We start from the raw sequence: 18,774 nt of genomic DNA on the forward strand, positions 1-18,774 counted from the left end.
AATGAAAGACAGAGATTATATCTGAAAAAAATGGGGAAATGTAGAAATAGTAAATAGAAAGTAACATTATTTGAGAAAAAAAGAAACATACATAAGGGAGTCAAAGATTATGACGAAATTGGACTTGTCAAAATTTGAAAAGAAATTAATCATACGAAATACGGAATACCAGGATATTGATAAAATTATGAAGTTACAAGCTGAATGTTTTCCCGGTATGGATCCTTGGAAGAAAGATCAATTAAACAGTCATCTCGATATCTTTCCAGAAGGTCAATTTGTAGCGGAATACGATGGGGAAATCATTGGTTCTTGCTCGAGCTTGATTATTAACTTCGACGAATATGATGCAAGACATACTTGGGATGAAGTGACAGATGGTGGTTATATAACAAATCATAATCCAGATGGCTATAATCTGTATGGGATTGAGGTAATGGTCGACCCAGCTTTTCGGAGAATGAAAATTGGCCACCGTCTTTATGAAGCAAGAAAAGAGCTAGTTCGGCAATTAAATTTACAAAGCATTATTATTGGTGGCAGAATCCCGAATTATTATAAATATGAAGATCAAATGACAGCTAGAGAATATGTGCAGGAAGTGCTGCATCATAAAATATATGATCCTGTGTTGTCCTTTCAGCTCATTAATGGCTTTACGTTAATGCGCATCAATACAAACTATTTGCCAGATGATGCACAATCAAAGAGCTATGCGACGATAATGGAATGGAATAATGTAGAATATATGCCAAAATCAAAACGCTTTTTCACGAGCAGCTATCCGGTGCGAATTTGTGTTGTGCAATATATGATGAGACAAATATATAGCTTTGAGGATTTCGCCAATCAAGTAGAGTATTATACAGACGTCGCATCTAATGCTGAATCAGATTTTGTTGTATTTCCAGAGCTGCTTACCTCTCAATTAATGTCGTTTATGGATGAGCGTGTTCCAAGTACAGCCATTAGAAGAGTGACGGAGTATACAGAGCAGTATATTGAGCTTTTTACAAATTTGGCGATTCGATATAATATCAACATCATTGGCGGCTCTCATTTTGTGAAGGAAGATGATGATGAGATTTATAATATTGCTTATCTTTTTAGACGAGATGGGACCATCGAAAAACAATATAAACTACATATAACACCGAATGAGCGAAAATGGTGGGGAATAAGACGAGGAGATGCTATAAGGGTTTTTGATACAGATTGCGGGAAAATTGCCATTCAAATCTGTTATGATATCGAATTTCCAGAGCTTGCTCGAATTGCGACAGATATGGGAGCAAAAATTATCTTTACACCATTCTGTACGGAAGATCGCCAAGGATACTTACGAGTACGCTATTGTGCACAAGCAAGAGCGGTAGAAAATCAAATCTATACCGTTATTGCAGGGACTGTTGGGAATTTGCCGCAAACCGAAAATATGGATATTCAATATGCGCAATCGGCGATTTTTGCCCCGTCCGATTTTGAATTTGCAAGAGACGGAATCGTTGGCGAAACAAATGCGAACATCGAAATGGTCATGATTGGGGATGTTGACTTAGAAATCCTTAGACGACAACGTCAAGGAGGAACAGTTCGCCAATTAAAAGATAGAAGATTTGACGTATATCGAATTGAGTATAAGAAGTGAAAAAAGGGATATTGTACAAATTAAAACCACGGCGTAAACCGTGGTTTTTTGGTGGAATTCTTTTTTCTTACATAGTGGTTGTGTGAATCCAGTCATCTTCCGCTAAATCGTTGGCGTGGTCAATATAGCGCAATAATGAATATAAATGTTTTTCTATGACAGAATAATCATGTTCAAAGTTATAGGCATGTAAAAATTGTTCGATTTTTTTTGAGAGAAAGTTATCCTGGGTTCTTACCATTAATAGGAGAAGATTATCCCATTCTGATCGATGTGTATAGTAAAGGGCTCGATCATAATCTGTATTGTTCATTTTATTGCCTCCTTTGTGGGAAGGAGATGATTATATTATATGAAAAAAGGTTAGAATGTTACCCACTAAAAGTTGGCTATCTTGATTTATAAGGGTTATCTATTTTTACCTGTATAATTTCTCGTGGTAGAAAAGGGAGAAATTTTCTTTAAAGTGAATAAGTAATAACATACATCCACAATATAAAGAAAAAAGGAGTTATTATGAAAAGGCGACTCATTATTTTATTGACAGTATGCTTATTTCTTTATGCTTACCCTAAGCAATATAGTGCAGAATCAATTATTGATGCAAGCAATGAATATACATATGAGGACTATCAGGAAGACATTTGGATTTTGAAAAGTAAATATAAAAAGCAATTACAGGTGCATACGATTGGAAAATCAGAGTTCGGCAGGAAAATCTATGCGATTCAAATAGGAACAGGAGAGAAAAGCGTCCTCCTTTCTGGAGCACATCACGGAAGAGAATGGATAACTTCTTTATTAACAATGAAAATGGCAGAAGACATTGCAGTTAACATGAAAAATGGCGCAAATTATCTCGGTTCTTATTCCATCTGGATTGTCCCGATGATTAATCCGGACGGAGTGACGATCCAGCAAGGAAAAATTAATAAATTCCCGTTTTTTTCAAAAAGAAAAATAAAGAAAATGAATGACGGGCTAGATGACTTTACACGGTGGAAGAGTAACGGACTAGGTGTGGATCTTAATCGACAATATCCTGCTGGATGGGAAAATTTACAGGACTCTAAAAAAGAGCCATCTTATAAAAATTATAAGGGGAAAGCACCATTTGAAGCAAAGGAAGTAAAAGCAATCGTTGAATTGACAGAAAAAATAAAGCCAATCATTGCAGTAGCTTATCATTCTTCTGGCCAGGAGATTTTTTGGCAATATAATAATGGTGTGAATGAAGAAAGAGATCGCATGATTGCAGAAGTGCTTGCACAAGAGACTGGATATAAACTTGGCACTCCACCAAAAGATGCAGTTGGCGGAGGATATACGGATTGGTTTATCAATACGTATCATTTACCTGCGTTTACAATTGAAATATGTCCATTAGTGGATGAGAAGAATCCATCCTTAACTAACTTTCCAGAAGCATGGGAAAGAAATAAAACGATTCCAAGAACTTTAATCGAAGAAGCAAAAAAAATCGATGCGATACATAAAAAAATGCTGGGGGATAAATAATACTAATAAAAATTATTGGAGGTATTTATGAAAACGCGATCCTTATCGATTCTTATTGTTAGCGTCACAGTATTAATAATGGCATTTATGTTTCCATCCCATAATGTTGCTGTACAGGAGTTAGATTATAAAAAATTCGGTTCAATTGCGATTGCCGTAGTAAAAGCGGATTATCCAGAGGAGTCTGTCACAGATTATAAATATTTAGGGAGAAAGAAAATCTCCGCACAAGAAGAGCAAGATTCCTTTCAATTTATTGTAAAAGAGGATGGGAAAGAAAAAACAGTGGTTGTCACTGTTAATCACAGAACACAAGATGATAAATTTATTTCTTTAGTTGTAGAAGAAGCGAAGTCGTAAAAAAAGACCAGAAAGGTCTTTTTTTATGACTTCTATTAATAAATATCTTTCTTCGTAAACACAAGAAATGAGATAATAACTCCAGCTACTCCCCAAATAGTAAGAACAATTAGGGAGAATGGGAGGGACATTCCTTCAATGGGCGGAATATTTCCTTGGAGATAATCTGTTAATCTTAGGTTTACCATGAAAAAGTATTTGGCTGACTCCCAAGAAGAAGCAATCGAACTAATAATCGAACCAGAGATCAAGAATGCAAGCATGGCACCCATTCCTGCAGCTGTACTTTTAATAAGCACGGAAAACATAAAGGAAAGTGTACCTACTACAACAGACACAAACCAACCAAGCCCAAAAACCATTAAAATATATTGCCATTGAGGTACTAAATGGACATTAGCAGTATTTAATTCACCAGCTTCTACCGTAAAACCAGTTAATATGGGAGCAGTCCAACCAACATATCCAAAGAATAGACCAGAAATAAGATAAGAAAATAATCCAAAGATAAATAATATAAAGGAAACAGACAGAATTAGGGTTATATATTTACTCAAAAGGATCTTCCAACGCCTTACCGGTCTAGTCAACAAAAGCTTAATGGTACCAATACTTTTTTCTGATGAAACAAGATCAGCTGAAATAATCATTACCATTAAAGGAAGAAGGAGCTGGATGGAATTGTCAAGAAACACACGCAAAAAGGTAGGAGCTCCTGGTTCTTGCGGATTAATATTATTATCGAGATAATACTGGCTTTGATCAATCCTAACCTTTAATTGAGAGCGGAATTCTTCAGAAATCCCACTAGAACCAATTCTGTTTTGCATATCTACGATGGATTGCTGTAAAGTGACTCGCCAATCAGCATCCCCCACTCTCTTTTTGACATTTTCCATTTCACGATACTGTGCATATGTAAACATCATAATCAATATTCCAATAATAATTGTTATAACTAATAGACGCTTGCTTTTGACCAATTTTAGCATCTCGTTATATATAAGTTTATTCAAAAGAGGAATCACCTCCTATAAGCTCCAAGAAAAGATGCTCAAGAGATGGGATTTGTCGATTCATCTCTGTAATATTCACGTTCGACTCCATCAATACTCGACTCCAATTTCCTACTTCTGCCTCTATATAGGGGGTGATCACATACTCCTCTTGAACATGGATAGAAGGAACAAGCTTTTTCAAGATTTCTATTCCCTTTTCTAAAGGAGTAAAACGCCAGATTAATTTCTCCTTTTGGGTTAATAAAGAATGAACAGATTCGGTATGAATGATTTTACCTTGTAAAATAATCGATACGCGATCACATAGTAGTTGAATCTCGCTTAATAAATGACTGGATACAAGTACACTGAGTCCTTCTTCCTTTGCAAGGAAGCGAATAAATTGCCGCATTTCTCTGATGCCAGAAGGATCTAATCCATTTGTTGGCTCATCAAGAATTAATACTTTAGGTCTGCTTAATAACGCTTGGCCAATTCCTAGTCGCTGCCGCATACCAAGGGAATATGTTTTCACCTTGTCATGAATGCGATCGGTTAATCCAACTAATTTTACAACTTCAGTAATCCGTTTATCATCTGAATTTGTTAACATTCGCGCAAAATATTGGAGGTTTTCCCAGCCAGTTAAATAAGGATATAATTCTGGATTTTCGACAATACAGCCTAAACGTTCCATTGCCTTTGAAAAATCCTTTTTTACATCGTAGCCACAAATGGATATTTGACCAGAGGTTGGTTTAATTAAACCAACCAGCATACGTATTGTAGTCGTCTTCCCAGCTCCATTTGGCCCAAGAAATCCAAATACTTCTCCACTTTTTAATTCAAAGCTAATGTCTTTAATAATGTCCCGTTTGCCAATTCTTTTTGTTAAATGTTGAACAGATAATGTTATATCATTCATTTTCATTTACCTCCCATGAAATAAGAGATGCTACACGTTCAGCCATCAGCTGATAGCCTTTTTTATTAGGATGGAAATGATCCGAATATAAATACTGCTGTACATTCTGCTGGAAAATGTCATAGGTGGGCACAAAAATCGTTTGGGCATAATTGGCGCATATCTCTGCTGTAGCATTATTCCATGTGCGAACTACTTGAGAAGTTAAGGCACTATCGTCTAAATCGTTAAATGGATTATATAATCCCATTAAATAAATGGGTGCATCTTTGTTGACAGAACGGATGGTAGCTAGAATGGTATGTAAATGCTTGGAATAGGTTGCCATTAATTTACTTATTGATTCTTCATCAATTTTTGTGAGGGATTGTCCTCCTTGAAAAAGATCATTACCTCCTATTGTAATAAAGAGAAGGTCAGCATTTGCCGTTTGTCTTTGTATTTCCTGCTCTGTTAATTGCTTGGCTAATTGCTCGGTTGTTAATCCTTTTATTCCATAATTAGTAATCGTTATTTCTTCTTCCGTTTTTTCTGCTAGCGATTCCTTGAGGTACCCTATATACCCTTTTCCAGTATCATCACCAGTACCACGAGTAAGCGAATCACCTAAAGCTAAGAGCTGTACACCATTTGTTTTGCTTATCTTTTGCTGTTCTTCGGATGTTGTTTGAAGATTATTATCTGGATGATTGTTATAGTCAACTAGCACCCATCCTAAGCCAATTAACCATAGCAAACAAACGATGGTTGATAATGTTAAAATGGAAACGGTTATGTTTTTTCGCAAATTTTAACCTCCTAACAGATGAAATTTTTCACAAAAACAAAGAGAAATAAACCTATCCATTGTAAATCTTTTTCTACTCGCCTTTAAATAGCGAAATAGAAACGAGGAAGAGTAAATGTAGAAAAGGATAAATGAAACAAGTCAGACAAGAAAGAGGTAGCCTAAAAAATACGAGTGGGAAATTTGTTTTTTAGGCAAGAAGGCAGAAAAAGGATTTTAATGAATGTCCTTTTTCTTAAATCTTCCACCGCGAACTTCGGAAATATTTGCTACTGCTAGAAATGCTGTCGAATCTAATTCTTCTATAATCGTTTTTAGCTTTGCTTCTTCTAAACGGTTAATGACACAAAAAATGACTTTCTTTGTATCTCCTGTGTAAGCGCCTTCTCCTTTCAAATACGTTACGCCACGTCCTAGTCTTGCTAGTATCGTTTCTCCTATAATTTCGGAGTGATCACTAATAATCCAAACTGATTTTGATTCATCCAAGCCAGCTATTACAATGTCAATTACTTTAAAAGCAATAAAGTAGGCAATTAATGAATACATGGCCCGATTCCAGGAAAAAACAAACCCAGCACAAATAAAGATAAATACATTAAAAAACATAATGATTTCACCAACGGAAAAGGGACTTTTTTTACTGAAAAGGAGAGCTAATACTTCTGTACCATCAAGGGAGCCGCCAAAACGTAGAACAATTCCAACTCCGATTCCGAGAATGATTCCACCGAAAACAGTTGCTAGAAGTAAATCAGAGGTGAAAACCGGTACATCATGCAATAAAATGGTAGTTACAGAAAGAACGCTAATTCCTAGCATAGTGGATAAGGTAAAGGTTTTACCAATTTGCTTGTAGCCAATGTAGAAGAAGGGTATATTAAGTAAAAAGATAAAGTAGCCTAGCTTTGCGCCAGATAAGTGAGAGAGAATAATAGAGATTCCAACAATTCCTCCATCCAAGATTTGATTGGGAACAAGAAATTCCTCAATCCCAATTCCCATTAAAATACTACCGATAATAATGAAAAATATCCTGCTCGCTAAAACTCTTTTTGGCATAATCTTATGCTGTGGTTTTTCTAGAAAAGCCTCTGTGTGTAAATTTGATGACTCCATCATCAATCCCCCCCAATAGTAGAAATTCTATGTAAAAAGCGTGTGAAAAACGAATAGATAGATAATTCTATTTTATCATACTAGTTTTGAAATGGATGCATCAAAGCTTCGTGGTTACTAATATAATCAGTAACGTAAAAGGAAAAACTCTAACTTTACTTAAACCATCCTTTTCTTTTGAACAATATAAACATGCCGATAACGATTATGGCCATAAGAAACAATAACCCAAAGTATCCATATTTCCAGTGAAGTTCAGGAATATTTACAAAATTCATCCCATATAAGCCCGCTAAAAAGCTAAGTGGCATAAAAATAGTTGTTATGACTGTAAGGATTTGCATAATTCTGTTTGAATGATGGGAATTGTATGAGAGATAACTATCTCTTATATCTGTTGTCAATTCGCGATTTGATTCAATCAATTCACTGATTTTTAATAAATGATCATAAATATCAGAATAATATTCTCTTTTCATTAAGAGAGCAGATAATTTTTCGGTATTAATCATTTTATATACCAAATCTTTCATTGGTACGACCGTATGACGTAAGGAGAGAAGCTGATGCCTTGTCGTAAATAATTCATCAAGTAATGCTTCCATTGTTTTTTTATCAGGATTTTCATCAATTTCTGCTAAAGTATCCTCAATCTCATAGACAATGGGAATATAATTATCCACTAGATGATCTAATAGCTGATAAAGAACGGTATATTGTGTCCATGCTCCAATATCGTCATTTGCTAACAAATTATTTACAGCACGAACTTCAATAGAAGTATGATGATGAAAGGTAACAATATAATTTTCCCCTAAGAAAATATTAAGTTCGTCTTTTTTAATTGTTTTAGGATTTAAACAATGAGTGACAAAAAAGGTGTATGTTTCAAAAAAGTCTATTTTAGGACGCTGCAAATTATGGAGACAATCTTCTATTGATAATGGATGGAATTCAAAAGGATGATGTAATTTCTCGATTTCCATTTCGATAGGTTGATCAAAATCAACCCAAAACCACCTATAATCTCCGTCTAAGATTTCTTCTATTGTAAGATCAGAGATTAGCTGATTGTTTTTCGTTATAGCTAAGGTATGAATCATATCAATAACTCCTTTATAATTGGTGTTATTAATTAGGATAGTTTATCCACTCTTAACGGACAAGTAAGACGCTCATCTTTTGTTTATGGGAATTCGAAAAAAGATCAATTGTCTGTAAAAGTAGAATGGTTGAACGAACCATCAGTGAGTGATGAAGGAAAGGCAATTGTTGCAAGTTTCTTTTTTTATTAGTTTATAACAAATGAAAAGAATTTTATGCAGGTTTGAAAAGGATTTGTTTTTTCTTCCTCTTAGCTAGAGGGTATGAAAGTTCCTAACAACTTCTGCTATAATAGATATATTAAAGGACGATAGTAAATAGGAAGTGTTAGGATGAAAATACTCGTAATCGAAGATAATGAAAGTGTATGTTCCATGCTAGAGATGTTTTTTCTAAAGGAAGGGTATGAAGGGAAATTCATTCATAATGGCAAAGAAGCATTAGACTTTTTCATGGAAAATCAGAACTGGGATACAATTATTATTGATTGGATGTTACCAGGCATGGAAGGTGTTACGATTTGCAGAAGAATTAGAGAGATTAGTTCTGTTCCAATTATTATGCTCACCGCAAAAGACAGTGAGTCAGATCAAGTTCTTGGGCTAGAGATGGGCGCAGACGATTATGTGACAAAGCCATTTAGTCCTTTAACGCTGATGGCTCGGATTAAAGCCGTGACTAGAAGATATCAAAAAGATGCGACGAATCAAGTGGATGAAAAATTTCTTGCAACAGAGCATTTTAAAATCAGTAAGGAAACGAGAGAGGTTATATACAATAATCAAGTCCTTACTAATTTAACACCGAAAGAATTTGACCTTCTCTATTATCTAATCAGTAACCCTAAACAGGTGTTTACAAGAGAGCAATTATTAGATCGAGTTTGGGGCTATCAGTTCTATGGAGATGAAAGAACGGTAGATGTGCATATTAAGCGGTTAAGAAATAAAATTGGCACGAAAGATCAGCCATTTATCCATACTGTCTGGGGTGTAGGCTATAAATTTGATGAATCATTGGTGAGTGACTAAGTGAGAAGAGCAACAAGCAATTTTGCTTATTGATTCAAATATCTTTGAGTTGAACTGAAAAATGTAGCCTTTACCGCGTATTTGGTAAAGGCTACATGTCTTATGATACAATTTCTGCTTCGGATGAAGGAGAAGAAAGAGTTTGCTTCATGGTAATAAGCTTTGTTGGTTGTTCGATCACTGTGGCAATTTTTTTTACCTCCACATATTTAACATGATGATCTTCCATTTCTATAATCTTAAAGGAATAGGATTCATAGTTAATGATATCCCCTTCAGATGCTTCATAATTGGAAGTAAGAATCCAGCCACCTAATGTATCGATTACTTCATCATTTATGCTTATTTGGAGTAGAGCATTCACTTCATTTATTAAAACTTTGGCATCCAATATATAGTGATTTTCTTTTATCGTCCGAACTGGAGGGATTTCATCACTGTCAAATTCATCCCATATATCCCCAACGATTTCTTCAATAATGTCTTCCACTGTAACTAACCCTGAAGTTCCGCCATATTCATCCATTAAGATCGCCATATGAATGCGATCTTTTTGCATTTTTACTAATAAATCTTGAATGGGATAGGTTTCAATGACTCGAATGACAGGTCTTATATAAGGTTCCAACGTTTTTTTTGTTAAGTTCCTGCTTTTTAATAATTCGGTCATAATTTCTTTTACGTTTATCATGCCGATTATATGGTCCTTATCCCCATCAGTAATGGGATATCTAGTAAATTGCTCTTTCTGTATAAGATGAAGTAATTCATCTAAGGTACTAGATTGTTCAAGGGAAATAATTTCTGTCCGCGGCACCATAATTTCTTTAGCAATTCGATCATCAAAGTCTAAAATATTATTTACATACTTATATTCGGATTGATTAATCTCCCCATTTTTATAACTCTCTGATACAATAATACGAAGTTCCTCTTCCGTGTGTGCCAATTCGTGTTCGGAAGCAGGCTTTAGTCCAAACATTTTTGTGATGACTCTAGATGAACCATTTAAAGTCCATATAAATGGATATAGCACTTTATAAAATAGGATTAAAGGCTTTGCTGTCCATAATGTAATTTTTTCTGCCTTATGAATAGCGAATGTTTTTGGAGCCAGTTCTCCAACGACAACATGTAAAAATGTAATAAATGTGAACGCCAAAGAGAAGGATAAGACGGTTATGGCTGTTTCAGGAACATGGATGATTTGAAGCAATGGTGATAAAAAATGCTGTACAGTTTCTTCTCCAATCCAACCAATTCCAAGTGCAGTAACGGTTATGCCGAGCTGGCATGCAGATAAATATTCATCAAGATTACTAGTAACTTTTTTGGCTGAAAGGGCATTTTTATAGCCTTCCTCTATAAGCTGATCAATCCTTGAACTACGAACTCTAATAATAGCAAACTCTGAAGCTACAAAAAAAGCAGTCAAAGCAATTAAAATGGCTATTATAACCAAGTTAAATATGTCCAAATAAATTTCCTTATCTCGTTTACCGAGTAAGGAGTCACCTCCTGATTAATTCAGATTGAAAGGAACTAAATCTACATTAAGTAAGCTACTTTTTGACGTATTGTCTATTTTTCTTAATAAACGAGGGTTGCAGGATGAGTTAGTATAATAATCGTTTTAAAGTAATCTTTGCTATTATATTCTTTATTTACATAAACAATCCCATTATACCACCTCACATTTGGATAATTGTATTAATAATTATACGGTAAGCCAAACTATCTAGTCAAACAATGATAATGTTAACTTTTTTAATTTTCTGTCTTTAGTATAGTGTATGAAGATAAAGGAAGCTTCATGTTCTCTATCCACTGATTCCTGTTAGGGACAGAAGAAAGAAAAAATAAGTATTACGATGAAACATTTTCGTTTAGCTGTTTCATCGTAACTAGTAAGGGGAAGTTTCCGATCATGGAAAGTAAAATCATTTTTCTATAGTTAGGTGTGAAGGTATTTTTTGAACATCAAAGGTAAAAATATGCTGTCGAATCATTTTGTCAATTTTAAATAGATAGCCATTATATTCGATGGCCTCCCCCTTTTTAATGTTGGGGTTTTGAAACAAAATCCAGCCACCAAGCGTATGAATATCCTCTCTATTGATTGTGATGGATAGCAATTCATTTACTTCTGTTAAGGATAGCTTAGAATCAAGGATATAGTGATGATCACTTATTTTTTGAATAAGCGGTGTTTCCTCTTCGTCAAATTCATCCCGAATTTCGCCAACAATCTCCTCTAATATATCTTCAGCAGTAATCAGACCTGCAGTACCGCCAAATTCATCATAAAGAATGGCAATGGAAGTTCTTTCTTTTTGCATCTTTAAAAAAACAGCTTGTATCGGTGTTGATTCAATTATATGAATAATTGGTTGAACATAGTCCGATAAAGATTTATTTTCATTACCATTTTTTATCCAATCAGTGAGAAATTGTTTTATATGGATAAAACCAATGATGCTATCTTTATCCTCATTTTTAGTAAGGGGATATCTAGTATACCGTTCTGTTTGAATGATATTTACTGCTTCTTTAATTGTTAAGTTATCAGATAATGTCACCATTTCGGTCCGTGGAACCATAATTTCGTTTGCCAATCGGTTATCAAATGCAAAAATGCGATTAACATAGTTATATTCTGAAAGACTAATTTCTCCATTTTTATAGCTATCTTTTAATACAATTTGCAGTTCTTCTTCAGATAGTGCCTCATTATTGGCAGTTGGATCTGAGATTCCCCATAATTTTGCTACTTGTCTTGACGATTTATTTAGGAGCCAAATAAAGGGATACATAATGGTGTAAAACCAGATAAGTGGTTTACTTACTAATAAGGAGATTTTTTCCGTAAGAATAATAGCGACAGACTTTGGGAAAAGTTCTCCAATAACTACATTAATATATGTAATAATCGAAAAAGAGAGTACAAACGCCAAACCTTGGGATAGAGCAGCTGGAACGTCCCAATTTACCATTAAAGGCTGAATCAACTTTAAAATGGTAGGTTGTCCTAACCAACCTAGTCCTAAAGAGGTAATAGTTATCCCTAATTGGCAGGCAGATAGATAGCTATCAATATTTTCAATTATCTTTTTTACTGTAAGGGCATTTTTATGTCCTTCTTCTACAAGTTGTTCAATCCTTGCAGGTCTTACACGAACAATAGAAAATTCTGTTGCCACAAAAAAAGCAGAAAAAGCAGTTAGTATGACAATTACCAATAGTTGCATTCCAATCATTATTACTTTCATCACCAATCATTTATTATCAAAGAAGTATTATCATAATTCTTTTATTTTCTTATTTTATACCTTTTCTTTCATAAAATAAAATAAAGAGAGGAGAGGATTTGAACAATTTTTGTTTTTTATCCTCATTTAAATGAATGGGACGGGAAAAATTACTGCTTTGCTGCCCATTCTCTTGCCAGCATGCTGTAGGAATATAAATCGTGATAATGGTCATAAAGAAATTCACCATCTCTGATAATTCCCTCTTTAGTAAAGGCTAGCTTTTCAGGAATTGCTTGGCTTTTTATATTTCTTACCCCACATTGTATTTCCATTCGGTTTAACTTTAAATAATAAAAAGCATAATTCAGCATGGCAGCTACAGACTTTGTCATAATACCATGTCCTTGTGCATCTTCTGCTAAAAAGTAACCAATGCTTGCTTTGCGGCTTCCCCAATCTATTTGTTGTAACGTAATCATCCCTACTAGCTTACCATTAAAAAAAATGCCTGCATTTAGTTCCGTTTGTTCAGTAAAGAGTTTATTCCATAAGGGAATAATGGTTTGATATTGATAAGGAGAAGTTATTTGATCGACCCATGGGAGCCACTCCCGTAAATACTTTCTGTTTTGATTAACGATTTGAAAAAGTTCACTGGAATCTTTTACTTCTAATAGTCGTAATCTAATCTGCTGATCTACAAAAATATTAAACAACATCGTTCATCCTTTCTAATTTTCTAAGAAGGAGATATCGTTGTATTTTATGCGAAGAAAAATATTTGGCTCGTAAACTTTGAAATCTTACGCTATTTAAAGTGGAAATTAGGCGTTTTGAAACCAGACAGTAATTTTTATAAAATATTGTAAAATAGGCTAAAAAATAGGTAGAATGTACCGATATTAAAGATATAGAGACATAACTAAGGCATTCTCTGATGGAGACGCTGTTTATTAGTGAAAGCGTTTATTTCATATCGGTGTTTGCTTAGAAATGGCCCCTTAATATGGACGGCGGAAGAGAGGATGTTTCGTGATGAAAAAGAAAAATAGTTTTAAAGTGAAAACGCTCATTATAATGAATGTGCTTATCCTAATAACTACATTAATTAGTGCATTTGTTGGTTTTTATGTCGCCAAAAATGAAAATTCAGAAACAGCAATAATCTTTATAGGTGCAGTAGTTATCATTACTGTATTAAGCTCATTTGTTTTATATGTTCTAATGAAAGGTAAATTTAAGGCAATCTCCCGCCTGAATGACAAAGTAAATATGGTGTTGCAGGGACAGCCATCTTTCGAATATAGCTACAAGGCGAAAGATGAAATAGGTCAATTAAGCCGTTCTATTGATCAGTTACAGGAGAAATATTCTTTTTTAGTATCCAGTTTAAAAACGGTGAATGAAAATGGGCTGAATCAAGCAAATGATGTTTCGGTTATCGCAGAGGAAACATTGGCAAGTTCAGAAGAAATTGGTAGAGCAATGGCTGAAATTGCGGAAGGAGCTGTAAGCCAAGCGTCCGAATTGGAAGAAGTGAAAAGAGAGATTGATAGTCTTACTAATTCGATTGATAATATGGAAGGAAAAAATCAAATCATTAAGCAAGCGACTGAAAATGCGCAAGAAGCATCCCATAATGGACAAAAGACGATTAATTCTCTGAAAATATGTAATGAGAATGCAAGTAAGTCTACAAACGATGTAAGTATTGGAATCAGCAGTCTCTATCAAAAAGTGCTAGATATTTCAAAAATTACTTCCACTATTAATAGAATTGCAGAACAAACAAATCTTCTCGCTTTAAATGCAAGCATTGAGGCTGCAAGAGCTGGCGAACATGGAAAAGGCTTCTCTGTTGTTGCAAATGAGGTTCGAAATTTAGCTGAAGAGACAAACTCTGCTACCAAACAAATTCAAGATATGATCCAAAATATTGAAAAAGAAATGGAAAGTACGGTCATGTCGATATATGAAACGACAAACCAAACAGCAGAATTAGACACAGCAGTAAAGGATACAGAAAAAGAATTTACTGCGATTGCAGCAGCTGTTATTAATAGTATTGCAGCAGTTAAAGAAATGACAGGTGAACTTAACCGTGTGGTTGAACAAAATAATCATATTTCCCGTTCCATTGCAATGGTTTCAGAAGTATCAGAGTCTGTAGCTGCAGCAGTTGAACAAATTGCTTCTAGTACTGATGAGCAAACATCTGCAATTGGAAATATGGCCAAAACAGCAGAAGTAATGAAGAGTAGTAATGAGGAATTGAAGGATTCATTGGTAAAATTTAATCTATTATAAAGGAAAAGCCTTTGCTTGGGAGCAAAGGCTTTTTTTTATAGTTTCGAAAACATAAAGAAAGCAATTATCAAAAGCTAGTTTCCTAGATAAAGATGCCATTTCACTATGGTTAGAAGAAGTCCTAGAGTTTTAACTAAAAGCCTCCACAAAAACAATTCATCTCAGTGGGGAGGGTAGTGCACAAATACATTAGTTTCTAAAATTCATTGAATTGTCACAATTATCTGTATAAATCAGATTGAATACTGTTGTTGTGATTGATATAACTATCTTATAAGAGAAAGATAATCATTCTCAATTGAAGAAAAGAGGTGAAGTAAGGTGGAAGTTAGGGTTGGACAAAGATTAAAAATAAATAAAGTAGAAGAAGGAAATTCTATGCTACAAAGAAGATTACTTGATTTCGGATTAATGGAGGGTGCTGTAATAACTATCCAGCAAATTTTGCCATTTGAAGGACCATGTATTTTGGAATATGAAGGTACAGTAATTGGGATGAGAAAAAGAGATATGAAAATTTTGCAAATGGAGAGGGTATAAGATGGAATTAGCACTTTTGGGAAATCCGAATACTGGAAAGACATCTTTATTTAACCATCTAACGGGAACATATGAATATGTTGGAAACTGGAATGGAGTGACGGTAGAGAAAAAGATCGGTACTTTAAAAAATAAAAAGGCAATTTTAGTAGATTTGCCAGGTGTTTATTCTTTAACACCAATCTCTGAAGAAGAAGCTGTAGTCACAAAGTATTTATTAGAAGGAAAGATGAGTCGGATTGTCAATATCATTGATGCCTCTCAGTTAAAGCGAAATTTGTTATTATCAATCCAATTAATAGAATACGGTAAACCAGTTATTTTTGCCTTAAATATGATAGACATTGCAAAAAGAAATGGGAAGAGTATTGATTATCCTTTGTTAGCAACCTATTTAGGAGCTACTACTATTGCAATAAGTGCAAGAAAAGGGAATGGTTGTGAGGAGCTATCACGAGCGTCCACTATTAAACAGACGATGGAGAATGAAGAACATACTCTATCTATTCATTATGGAGAAATAATAGAAGAGGCAATAGAAAAAATGACTCTCATGCTTCAAGAAAAAACAGACCTTTCAATAAGATGGCTTACAATCCAATTACTTGATGGAAATGCAGCAATTCGTTCCTTTCTAACTAATCTTTTGACAAAACAAGAGATAGATTCATTGATTAATGATGTAACAATAGAATGTGAAAAAATAGGAAAAAAGCCAGAACAAGTAATCTATCTTAAACGGAGAGAAGTGGTTGATCAAATTGTACAAAGAGTCGAAGTAATAGCAGATAAAAAACGTATGCAAATCTCGGATAATTTAGATTATCTTGTAACAAATAAATATTTAGGTTTTCCTATTTTTATAGTCTTTATGTATTTATTATTTATGATGACTTTTGATTGGTTTGGAACACCGTTATCTGATTTGCTAGATTATCTTATTTCTGATTTATTAACGAATGGAGTAACAAGTCTTTTAACAAGTTTGCAAGCTACAGACTTTATAGAATCCCTTGTTATTGATGGAATTATTGCAGGGGTAGGTGGGGTTTTAGTTTTCGTTCCGCAAATTTTTATTTTGTTTTTTTGTATTTCCTTTTTAGAGGACTCGGGCTATATGTCTAGAGTAGCACTCGTAATGGATAAATGGTTAGAAAATGTAGGATTGAATGGGAAAGCTTTTATTCCAATGATTATTGGGTTTGGCTGCAATGTTCCTGGGGTCATGGCGGCAAGAACGATCGAAACAAAGAAGGAGAGATTATTAACGATTTTATTGTTACCATTAATGAGTTGCTCGGCAAGATTTCCTGTTTATGCATTATTCATAGGAGCTTTCTTTGGAAAAAATGGAGCGATAATAGTGTTATCTCTCTATATTTTAAGTATCGTAATGGCCTTATTACTTGCTAAACTATTTTCCTCCACTATTTTAAAAGGAGAAAAATCTATCTTTCTAATCGAACTGCCACCATATCGATTACCTAGTCTAAAGGTATTATGGAAAAGTACATGGGATAAAGGAAAAGGATTTTTAAAGAAGGCAGGTACTTTTATCTTCGCTGGTTCTGTTTTCATCTGGTTATTAACTTATTTAGGCCCAGGGGGATTAGATGTAAAAATGGACCAAAGCTTTTTAGCGTTAATTGGTTCAGTGATGGCTCCAGTTCTTGCCCCACTAGGTTTTGGAACATGGGAAGCAGGAGCATCCTTATTAACTGGATTTCTTGCAAAAGAAGCAATTATTTCTGCTATGAATATCATATATGCCGTTCCTGATACAAGAAGCTTGCAGCATTTAATGGGTGAAGTCTATACGCCGCTAGCCTCCTATAGTTTTATGGTGTTTATTCTATTATACATTCCTTGCCTAGCAACACTTGCTACTATCTATAAAGAAACAGGATCAAAAAAATGGTCTGCATTTTCTGTTGGTTATGCACTTATTCTTGCATATCTTATTTCTTTTGTAATTTATCAACTCGGAAAATGGATCGGTTTAAATTAAAGGAGTGAATAGAATGTTGATCAGCATTTTACTCGGATTTCTGATTTTTAGTTACGCAAGTTATGGGTTATACCGTCACATTCAACAATCGAAAAAGGGAAGATGTGCAGCGTGTTCCTTACAGAAAGCTTGCGAACAAAAATGTGAAGCATTGAACAAAAATAATTAATTTAGGGCATCTCATAGTTTTAAATTGATATTTATGCAAAGGAAGCTTATAATATTAATGATGGTGTAAAATTACACATAACTAATAAGGGAATGAAGAAACTTTGACTAGAGAAGAAATTATTGAGAGTGTATCGGAAAAGATGAGATTAATACGCACAGAAGCGGGATATACCCAAGATAAGATGGCTGAGGTTATTGGTTTATCAAAAAAGACATTAGTGCAAATTGAGAAAGGCAGACTATACGCAGGTTGGTCTACTGTAGTAGCAGTTTGCGCACTTTTTAGAGAGACAGAAACGGTTCGCTTTTTATTTGGTAATGAGCCATTAGAGGTATTAGAAACAGTTGCTCGAGATGGAATGGATTATCGAAAAGAGAAAACCCTTGGTGGAAAAGTATGGTGGAGAGAAGTAGAAAAAAAGAATGGATTTATTCTACAACAAAATATTATAAGTCAGCATTTTCGAATTATTGACGAGGACCATTTTCGAATCTTCTCTAGCTTTGAAGAAAAAGAATCAAAAGATCGTTTTAAGGAACTTAACGGCGAATAAATCATGCATAAATTAGGCTGTCCTATGAGTGTTAGTTTTTATTGAAAAAGACTAATAATTTAATAAGGGCAGCCTATTTTTGTGCTACTTTATTAGAAAATCACTTATAAATCTTAAAATGAAATGATTGAATGGGTCCATGCGGTGAGGAAAAACAACAAAGGAAAACATAGATTGAAATGCTATACAGGTTTAAGCGTTAGCATCCGTGTCTATAAGAGCATCTTTCAAGAGGAAAAGGTAAAGAGAGAGCATCTCAGTAACCATAAAAGCCTCAATTAAACGAAAAAGAGACATCTGGCAAAGTATATTTTCATTACATTCAAAGAGCCTGGCTCCCTTTCATAAAGAAAACAATCTGATATCAGACTTAATAATGGAATTTCTTTCCGTCTATAGACGGAAAGAGAAACCATCGCATGAATGTTCATTATCTATAGGAAGAAAGATAGA

18 protein-coding genes are annotated in these 18,774 nt (G+C 34.3%); 9 read left to right on the plus strand and 9 right to left on the minus strand.

The window, feature by feature from the left end:
* Window positions 1-106: 106 nt before the first annotated feature.
* A complete protein-coding gene (locus ACWNMZ_RS06550; protein ID WP_109768306.1) occupies window positions 107-1,648 on the plus strand; it encodes a bifunctional GNAT family N-acetyltransferase/carbon-nitrogen hydrolase family protein in 1,542 nt (513 codons plus the stop codon).
* Window positions 1,649-1,715: 67 nt separating this feature from the next.
* Here ACWNMZ_RS06550 and ACWNMZ_RS06555 read toward each other — a convergent pair whose 3' ends face one another.
* Complete coding sequence (locus ACWNMZ_RS06555) at window positions 1,716-1,961, minus strand: YhdB family protein (protein ID WP_031535713.1); 246 nt, start codon at window positions 1,959-1,961, stop codon at window positions 1,716-1,718.
* 203 nt (window positions 1,962-2,164) lie between these two features.
* Between ACWNMZ_RS06555 and ACWNMZ_RS06560 the strand changes: the two genes are divergently transcribed.
* Window positions 2,165-3,166, plus strand: coding sequence for a M14 family zinc carboxypeptidase (locus tag ACWNMZ_RS06560; protein ID WP_035416050.1), 1,002 nt, complete (start codon window positions 2,165-2,167; stop codon window positions 3,164-3,166).
* Window positions 3,167-3,193: 27 nt separating this feature from the next.
* The gene (locus ACWNMZ_RS06565; RefSeq protein WP_031535709.1) at window positions 3,194-3,526 is read left to right on the plus strand and encodes a DUF3889 domain-containing protein; all 333 of its coding nucleotides are present in this window, start codon (window positions 3,194-3,196) and stop codon (window positions 3,524-3,526) included.
* Between the two features lie 35 nt (window positions 3,527-3,561).
* On the opposite strand, the gene ACWNMZ_RS06570 is transcribed toward ACWNMZ_RS06565, so the two are convergent.
* The 5 genes from ACWNMZ_RS06570 to corA all read right to left on the minus strand — a co-directional run bounded on the left by ACWNMZ_RS06570 (window position 3,562) and on the right by corA (window position 8,458).
* Window positions 3,562-4,542, minus strand: coding sequence for an ABC transporter permease (locus tag ACWNMZ_RS06570; RefSeq protein ID WP_031535707.1), 981 nt, complete (start codon window positions 4,540-4,542; stop codon window positions 3,562-3,564).
* Window positions 4,535-5,449 carry an ABC transporter ATP-binding protein gene (locus ACWNMZ_RS06575; RefSeq protein ID WP_031535705.1) on the minus strand — a complete coding sequence of 305 codons (915 nt, stop codon included), beginning with the start codon at window positions 5,447-5,449 and terminating at the stop codon, window positions 4,535-4,537. Before ACWNMZ_RS06575 ends, ACWNMZ_RS06570 begins: the two co-directional genes overlap by 8 nt.
* Entirely contained in the window at window positions 5,442-6,236 is a 795-nt protein-coding gene (locus tag ACWNMZ_RS06580) for an SGNH/GDSL hydrolase family protein (RefSeq protein WP_031535703.1), read from the minus strand. Before ACWNMZ_RS06580 ends, ACWNMZ_RS06575 begins: the two co-directional genes overlap by 8 nt.
* Window positions 6,237-6,452: 216 nt before the next feature.
* The gene (locus tag ACWNMZ_RS06585) at window positions 6,453-7,298 is read right to left on the minus strand and encodes a YitT family protein (protein WP_414630348.1); all 846 of its coding nucleotides are present in this window, start codon (window positions 7,296-7,298) and stop codon (window positions 6,453-6,455) included.
* 212 nt (window positions 7,299-7,510) lie between these two features.
* Window positions 7,511-8,458, minus strand: coding sequence for a magnesium/cobalt transporter CorA (gene corA / locus ACWNMZ_RS06590; protein WP_031535698.1), 948 nt, complete (start codon window positions 8,456-8,458; stop codon window positions 7,511-7,513).
* Window positions 8,459-8,791: 333 nt separating this feature from the next.
* On the opposite strand from corA, the gene ACWNMZ_RS06595 reads away from it, so the two are divergent.
* Complete coding sequence (locus ACWNMZ_RS06595) at window positions 8,792-9,490, plus strand: response regulator transcription factor (protein WP_031535696.1); 699 nt, start codon at window positions 8,792-8,794, stop codon at window positions 9,488-9,490.
* A gap of 100 nt (window positions 9,491-9,590) precedes the next feature.
* Here the strand turns inward: ACWNMZ_RS06595 and ACWNMZ_RS06600 are convergent, their stop codons facing one another.
* The 3 genes from ACWNMZ_RS06600 to ACWNMZ_RS06610 form a co-directional block, all read right to left on the minus strand.
* Window positions 9,591-10,967, minus strand: coding sequence for a hemolysin family protein (locus ACWNMZ_RS06600; RefSeq protein ID WP_035416048.1), 1,377 nt, complete (start codon window positions 10,965-10,967; stop codon window positions 9,591-9,593).
* Between the two features lie 463 nt (window positions 10,968-11,430).
* Window positions 11,431-12,747, minus strand: a complete 1,317-nt coding sequence (locus tag ACWNMZ_RS06605; RefSeq protein WP_031535693.1) for a hemolysin family protein — start codon at window positions 12,745-12,747, stop codon at window positions 11,431-11,433.
* 161 nt (window positions 12,748-12,908) lie between these two features.
* Complete coding sequence (locus ACWNMZ_RS06610; protein WP_048718708.1) at window positions 12,909-13,457, minus strand: GNAT family N-acetyltransferase; 549 nt, start codon at window positions 13,455-13,457, stop codon at window positions 12,909-12,911.
* Window positions 13,458-13,776: 319 nt separating this feature from the next.
* Here ACWNMZ_RS06610 and ACWNMZ_RS06615 point away from each other — a divergent pair, with 319 nt between their 5' ends.
* The 5 genes from ACWNMZ_RS06615 (at window position 13,777) to ACWNMZ_RS06635 (ending at window position 18,321) form a co-directional block, all read left to right on the plus strand.
* Window positions 13,777-15,048 carry a methyl-accepting chemotaxis protein gene (locus tag ACWNMZ_RS06615; RefSeq protein WP_048718710.1) on the plus strand — a complete coding sequence of 424 codons (1,272 nt, stop codon included), beginning with the start codon at window positions 13,777-13,779 and terminating at the stop codon, window positions 15,046-15,048.
* Between the two features lie 321 nt (window positions 15,049-15,369).
* Complete coding sequence (locus tag ACWNMZ_RS06620) at window positions 15,370-15,588, plus strand: FeoA family protein (RefSeq protein WP_031535687.1); 219 nt, start codon at window positions 15,370-15,372, stop codon at window positions 15,586-15,588.
* Window position 15,589: 1 nt separating this feature from the next.
* A complete protein-coding gene (gene feoB, locus ACWNMZ_RS06625; RefSeq protein ID WP_449598421.1) occupies window positions 15,590-17,596 on the plus strand; it encodes a ferrous iron transport protein B in 2,007 nt (668 codons plus the stop codon).
* A 13-nt stretch (window positions 17,597-17,609) separates the two neighbouring features.
* The gene (locus ACWNMZ_RS06630) at window positions 17,610-17,765 is read left to right on the plus strand and encodes a FeoB-associated Cys-rich membrane protein (protein ID WP_081836553.1); all 156 of its coding nucleotides are present in this window, start codon (window positions 17,610-17,612) and stop codon (window positions 17,763-17,765) included.
* 103 nt (window positions 17,766-17,868) lie between these two features.
* The gene (locus ACWNMZ_RS06635; RefSeq protein ID WP_031535683.1) at window positions 17,869-18,321 is read left to right on the plus strand and encodes a helix-turn-helix transcriptional regulator; all 453 of its coding nucleotides are present in this window, start codon (window positions 17,869-17,871) and stop codon (window positions 18,319-18,321) included.
* Window positions 18,322-18,774: the final 453 nt, after the last annotated feature.

This window comes from Niallia sp. Marseille-Q9988 (genome assembly GCF_976954375.1).